The sequence below is a fragment of the Burkholderia sp. BDU5 genome (genome assembly GCF_001522845.1).
GTDB lineage: Bacteria > Pseudomonadota > Gammaproteobacteria > Burkholderiales > Burkholderiaceae > Burkholderia > Burkholderia mayonis.
Window position 1 is genome coordinate 1 of sequence record NZ_LOWC01000166.1, and the last position, 6,032, is coordinate 6,032.

At 63.3% G+C, this 6,032-nt stretch carries 2 protein-coding genes and 1 pseudogene; 2 read left to right on the forward strand and 1 reads right to left on the reverse strand.

The window, feature by feature from the left end; all coding sequences use genetic code 11:
- Window positions 1-264, forward strand: a pseudogene (locus WS69_RS27350) (lysis system i-spanin subunit Rz); the annotation flags it as partial.
- Window positions 265-1,193: 929 nt separating this feature from the next.
- On the opposite strand, the gene WS69_RS35175 reads toward WS69_RS27350, so the two are convergent.
- Complete coding sequence (locus WS69_RS35175; RefSeq protein ID WP_231747235.1) at window positions 1,194-1,937, reverse strand: hypothetical protein; 744 nt, start codon at window positions 1,935-1,937, stop codon at window positions 1,194-1,196.
- Between the two features lie 405 nt (window positions 1,938-2,342).
- Here WS69_RS35175 and WS69_RS27370 point away from each other — a divergent pair.
- A partial coding sequence (locus tag WS69_RS27370; protein ID WP_156438430.1) for a two-partner secretion domain-containing protein occupies window positions 2,343-6,032 on the forward strand: 3,690 nt, incomplete at its 3' end.

The following is a 6,032-nucleotide window of genomic DNA, read 5'->3' on the forward strand; positions in this document are numbered from 1 at the left end:
CTGCGCGCTGCTCTCGCTGCTGGCACTGACCGGCTGCGCGTCGCCGTCCGGAACTGCACTGCAGCCGGTGCCGACGGCCTGCCCGGAGTTGCCGGCGCCGCCGGCGTGGGCGATGGTGCCGCCGCCGTCGCAGACATCGACCCAGCGGTTGCGGAGCGCGTTTTCGGGGTTGCCGGAGACGACCAGCGCGAAATCGACAAACTGAAGGCGATGCAGGGTTGGGTGTGCGCTGTGCGGCCGGCGACGCCCGGTTGCGGCAGGTAACGCCGCTTCGTCGGGGCGTTTGAGTGTGCCCACAGTGTGCCCCGAATGCCTGTGAATTGGCTAAAATGGGCGCGAAAGCGTAGCCGGCTAGTGGGTGGCTATCGCTTTAAGTCGTTGATTCGACTGCGCTTTCGTTCCCGTCTATTTTCAGACTACCGTTCTTCTAAGCCGTAGGTCACACGTTCGAATCGTGTAGGGCGGGCCAGAATTCTTCGCTTATTCAAGTATTTACGCTCTACACGCGTTCGCCCACATCCGACGGGTTGCAGGGCCAATCACGATTCACTGTGACTGGAGTGTGACCGGATTCTAGCTCCGGCTGCTCGACATCTGCTACCTCCCGACCCAAATTTGGTTTGCTTATCTGCGCGGCCTTACGCCACCCGCTCGCGCCTGCGCTCCCCGTGCGGGCCTGCGCATGTGCGCGTTCTGGAAGACGCGTGCGCGGGCGAGCGATAGCTCCATTGCAGCGCTGCGGATTGCCTCGCTGAGGCAGTGGACAAGGCGCATATGACAAGGCGCACGACAGCCCTTGAGACAGACGGGAGACGGTCAGGCATTCCAACGGGTAAACGGGTAGCCGAAAGGGCTGAGGAGGGCGCAGCGGGGCTGTGATCGAGCCTGAGCGTATCAGGTGCGGATAGCCCGGCACAAGCTGGACGCTTGTGCTTAGGCTCGCGTGCGTGCGCGTGTTGGCGGGCATCTGCTCGACCCAATACCGGCATGCACCCGCGATGGCGTCCAATCGGTCGTCGTGCTGAAGGGCGTTCTTGTCGCGCGTGATGTGCGCGATCTGGTGAAGCAGGGAGTAGCTCGGTCGCTTCTCCACGGGGTAGCGCTGAAGGGACTTCTCCTCGTCACGCGGAATGTCTTCGTTGAACACGAGCGAGCCGCGCGCGATGATCGGTTCGAGCACGTCGATGAGCTGTTCAGCCTTGCTTTGTGCTGAAGGCGTGCCCGCAGGCGAGGCAGTGGAGATTGTCGAGCACGTTGTCATCAATAGCACCACCGACAGCCGAACCGGCTGCACAGCCCGCGGCGCTGCCGACGAGCCCGGCGATGACCGCGCCGGCGAGGCCGCCGAACACGGTGCCGATCGGACCGGCGATCGAGCCAACGACCGCGCCGGTTTCTGCGCCGGCGAGTGCGGCGGCCATGCCACCCGTGGCTCCCGCGACGCTGCCGATTGTGCTGCCGGCCTTGCGGGCACGATTGCGCGTATCGATACACGAGGACAGACAACGCGGACAGCGGATTGCCGGATTGGGCGACGACGGCGCGGCGGACTTGGCCGCGGCTGGATCGGGCTTGCCCGGTTCGCCCATCAATGATTCGATCGCGTTATGCAGGTCGTGGCAGGCTTCGACCATAGGAGATGGGGCAGGTTCTTCGCACCGACCAAACGGCGGATAGCTATCGCCCGCTTCGGAACTGGCTTCATGCGCGGCGTGGACGACGTGATCGGGATACGGCGCGAACGCCTCCCATTCGTCGAATTCGTCGACATCGACGGAACGCGGGACGGTAGCGCTGTGAGTCGGCGGTGGAGCGACAGGCGAATGTGGGCGTGTCGGCCGGTCCATGGTGGAGAGCCAGTAGAAGCCCACCGCGAACATTGCGACGAGCGCGAGGCCCAGCCCGATCAGCACAAAGGTAGGGGGATCAGAGATCACGGAAACTCCTGAGCGAAGTGCGCCGGTCGGAAATGCATCGACGGAGCGGCCGTAGCTGGCCGTGTTCAGGAAGGTGATATGTGGTTGAAAGAAAGTTGATTACGGCTCGTGCGCGGATTTGACCTCGCAATTCTGTCAGGGATTTTTGAGATGTTGGGTGAGGTAATATTCGCGCCGATTGCCGGAGCCAATACCGTCGATATTTGCGACTAACCGAATACGCTGTTTAGTCTGCGTGGTTGGGATTGCCGGTCAGCGAGCTCGTCGCTAATACGAGTGTGGAGCGGCCCCCAGTTCGTCGCTTCTCGGCAACGCTTGACACTTGTTGACGCTGTTCTATTAGATTCCGTGCGATGTTCGAGGCCCGTGAGAGCGGATCGGACGAATCGCGAGTAGACCAAGATCATGAATAAAAACTATTATCGGCTGGTATTCAGCCGCGTGCGGGGTATGTTGATTGCCGTCGAAGAAACTGCTAATGCATCAGGTAACGCAGGGCGGGGCGAAATCGGTGTCGCCATTCGTTCGCCGCACGCATTCGCAAGATTCGCGCTTCGTCACGTGGCACTCGCGGTACTGGTTGCGGCCGGCGTGATGCCGATATGGGCCAATGCCCAGGTTGTCGCGGGCGGCGCGCACGCCCCGTCCGTGATCCAGACGCAGAACGGACTTCAACAGGTGAACATCAACCGCCCCGGCTCGTCGGGCGTGTCGATGAACACGTACAACCAGTTCGACGTACCCAAGCCCGGGATTATTCTCAATAACTCGCCGATTAACGTCCAGACTCAACTAGGCGGCATTATCGGCGGCAACCCGAATTTCCAGGCGGGCGACGCAGCACGTCTGATCGTCAATCAGGTCAATAGCAACAACCCGAGCTTTATTCGTGGAAAAATCGAGATCGGAGGCGCAGCCGCGCAGCTCGTGATCGCGAATCAGGCTGGCTTGGTCGTCGATGGCGGCGGCTTCATCAATACGAGCAGAGCCACGCTGACAACCGGCAATCCGAACTTCGGGCCTGACGGGGCGCTCACGGGTTTCAACGTCAACCAAGGTTTGATTTCGGTGGTCGGCGCGGGACTCGACACGGCCAATGTCGATCAGGTGGATTTGTTGGCCCGTGCCGTACAGATCAACGCGAAGGCTTACGCAAAGACCGCCCTAAACGTCGTCGCTGGTTCGAACCAGGTCGACTACAACACGCTGAGTGTCACGCCGATCGCAGGCAACGGCGCAGCGCCCACCATCGCGATCGATGTTAGCCAGCTCGGTGGTATGTACGCGAACAGGGTGTTTCTCGTTAGTTCCGAGAATGGAGTCGGTGTTGCGAACGCGGGCGACATCGCGGCACAGGCGGGTGATCTGACGCTGCAGGCAAACGGTCGTCTCGTGCTCTCGGGCCACACCAATGCGGCCGGCAACATGTCGCTGTCGGCCTCGGGGGGCATTCAGAACAGCGGCGTCACGTATGGCAAGCAATCGGTCACGGTCAACACTGGCGCTGCCGATCTGACCAACAGCGGCGCGCTGACCGCCCAACAGAACCTGACCGCTAACGTCGGCAGTCTCAACTCGACGGGCACCCTGGGCGCAGGCATCAACGCCGACAGCACGGTCGGCACGAGCGGCGACCTTAGCGTCACGGGCAACGGCCATTTGACCGCGACGGGGACCAACAGCGCTGCCGGTAACGCGACCTTCACCGGCAGCGGCGTCGATCTGTCGAACAGCGCGACAGCCGCCAACGGCAACCTCGCGCTGACCGCGACGGCGGGCGATGTGAACCTGACTGGCTCGACCGCCAGCGCCAAGGGCGCCGTGAACGCGCAGGCGAGCGGCACGGTCATCAACGACCGGGGCAATCTGTCCAGCGGTGCGGGTATGACGCTTGGCGGCGGCAACCTGTCGAATCAGGGCGGTCGCGCCAATTCGCAAGGCCCGCTGTCGGTGCAGATCGCCGGCACCGTGTCGAACCAAAACGGCATGCTGAGTTCCCAAAGCACGGCCGACGTTCGCGGGAGTGCGATCCAGAACAATGCCGGGCTGATTCAGAGCGCGGGCAAGCAAACGATTGCTGGCACATCGATCGACAATAGCGCCGGCCGGCTGATTTCCTTGAACGCGGACGGTCTGTCGGTGACGGCGACTGGCGCACTCACGAACGCGGCCGGCGCGAACGTGAGCGGCGATCCGGGCGGCGTCATCGGCGGCAAGGGTGATGTGACCGTACAGGGCAACACGGTCACGAACAGCGGTTCGGTGTCGGCCGACGCGAACCTGCACGTGATCGGCCAGGGCGTCGACAACGGCAACGGCACGTTGCACGCCGGGCAGACCGCGACAGTCGACGCCGGCAATCATTTTGCGAATGCCGGCGGCCGGGTTGAGGGCCAAAGCGCCGTGTTGAACGGCGCGACGCTGGACAACTCCCAAGGCACGATCAACGCGGCGGCGGTCTCACTGAACGGGGCGACACTGCTGAACCACGGCGGTACGGTCACGCAGAACGGCACCGGCCCGATGACGGTCGCGATCACCGACACGCTGGACAACTCGAACAACGGTCTGATCCAGACGCGCAGCACGGACTTGTTGCTCACGCCCGCTGCGCTGATCAACGACAACGGCGGTACGATCACGCACGTCGGCACGGGCACGCTGACGGTCGGCAACGGTTCGGGCACGGTCAGCAACAAAGCGGGCACGATTGCCAGTAACGGCCGAACCGTCCTGCAAGGCAAGACGATCGATAACTCGGCCGGTTCGGCGTCCGGCCAAACGGGTCTGAGCGTCAACGCCGCCGACTCGATCACGAATGCGAGCGGCAAGCTCACGTCGAATGCCAATGTCGACGTGACCGCAGGCGGCGCACTCGTCAACGACGGCGGCGAACTCGGCTCGAAGACGGCAACGACAACGATTGAAAGCGCCTCGCTGTCGAACCTCGACGGCAAGATCGTGTCCCCCTCTTTGACAGCAACCGTCGCCGGCTTGATCGACAACAGCCAGAACGGCGACATCGAAGGCAACCAGCTTGCGTTGACGGCCGCGAACCTGAAAAACCAGGGCGGCCACATCTCGCAATGGCAGAGCGGCCCGACCACGCTCGCCACCTCAGGCACGCTCGACAATTCGAATGGCGGCGTCATCCAGACCAACAGCACGGACCTGACGCTCGCGCCGGCCGCCTTGGACAACTCGAAGGGCACCATCACGCACGGCGGCGCCGGCACGCTGACGCTCACGCCCGGCAATGGCGCGGGGGCTTTGCAAAATATCGGCGGCACGATCGGCACCAATGGACAGGCCATCGTGAAGGCCGGCAGTCTGGACAATGGTAGCGGGGTCATCGCCGCCAAACTGGGTTTGTCGGCCACGATCGCCGGAGCGATGAACAACGCTCAGGGCCTGATGCGTTCGAACGCGGCGCTGTCGATCATCAGCAACGGGACGCTGTCGAACCAGCAAGGGCACATCGAGGCGGGCACGGCCGGCGACACGAGCACGCTGTCGATTCAAGCCGCGTCGATCGATAACACCGATGGCGCGGTGCACGACTTCGGCACGGGCAAGATGACCGTGCAAGGCGGCAGCCAGATCGTGAACAGCCACGCGGGCGGCGTCGACGGCATGGGGCAGATGACCGGCCAGGGCGACGTGACGATCGCTGCGACCTCGATCTCGAACACGCAGGGCGGCCAGTTGATGGGCGCGAACCTCCGCGTTCAGGGCAATAGCCTCGACAACTCCGGGGGGCAGGTCGGTAACGTCGCGAATGCCACGGGCGACGTGAACGTCGCGATGTCGGGCGCGGTGACGAATACCAACGGATCGATCACTTCGACGCGCGACCTGTCGGTAGCGGCTTCCACGCTGCTCGGCGGCGGCAGGTACAGTGCGGCGCGTGACGCGACGATCAACCTGCAAGGCGACTTCACGACCACGCCGCAAACGCAGTTCAACATTGGTCGCGACGTGACTTTTACGCTGCCGGGCACGTTTGCCAACAGCGCGGACCTGCAATCGGTCCACAACCTGACGGTCAACGCCGGCAACATCGTCAACACGGGCGCGATGACGGCCGGCAGCCTG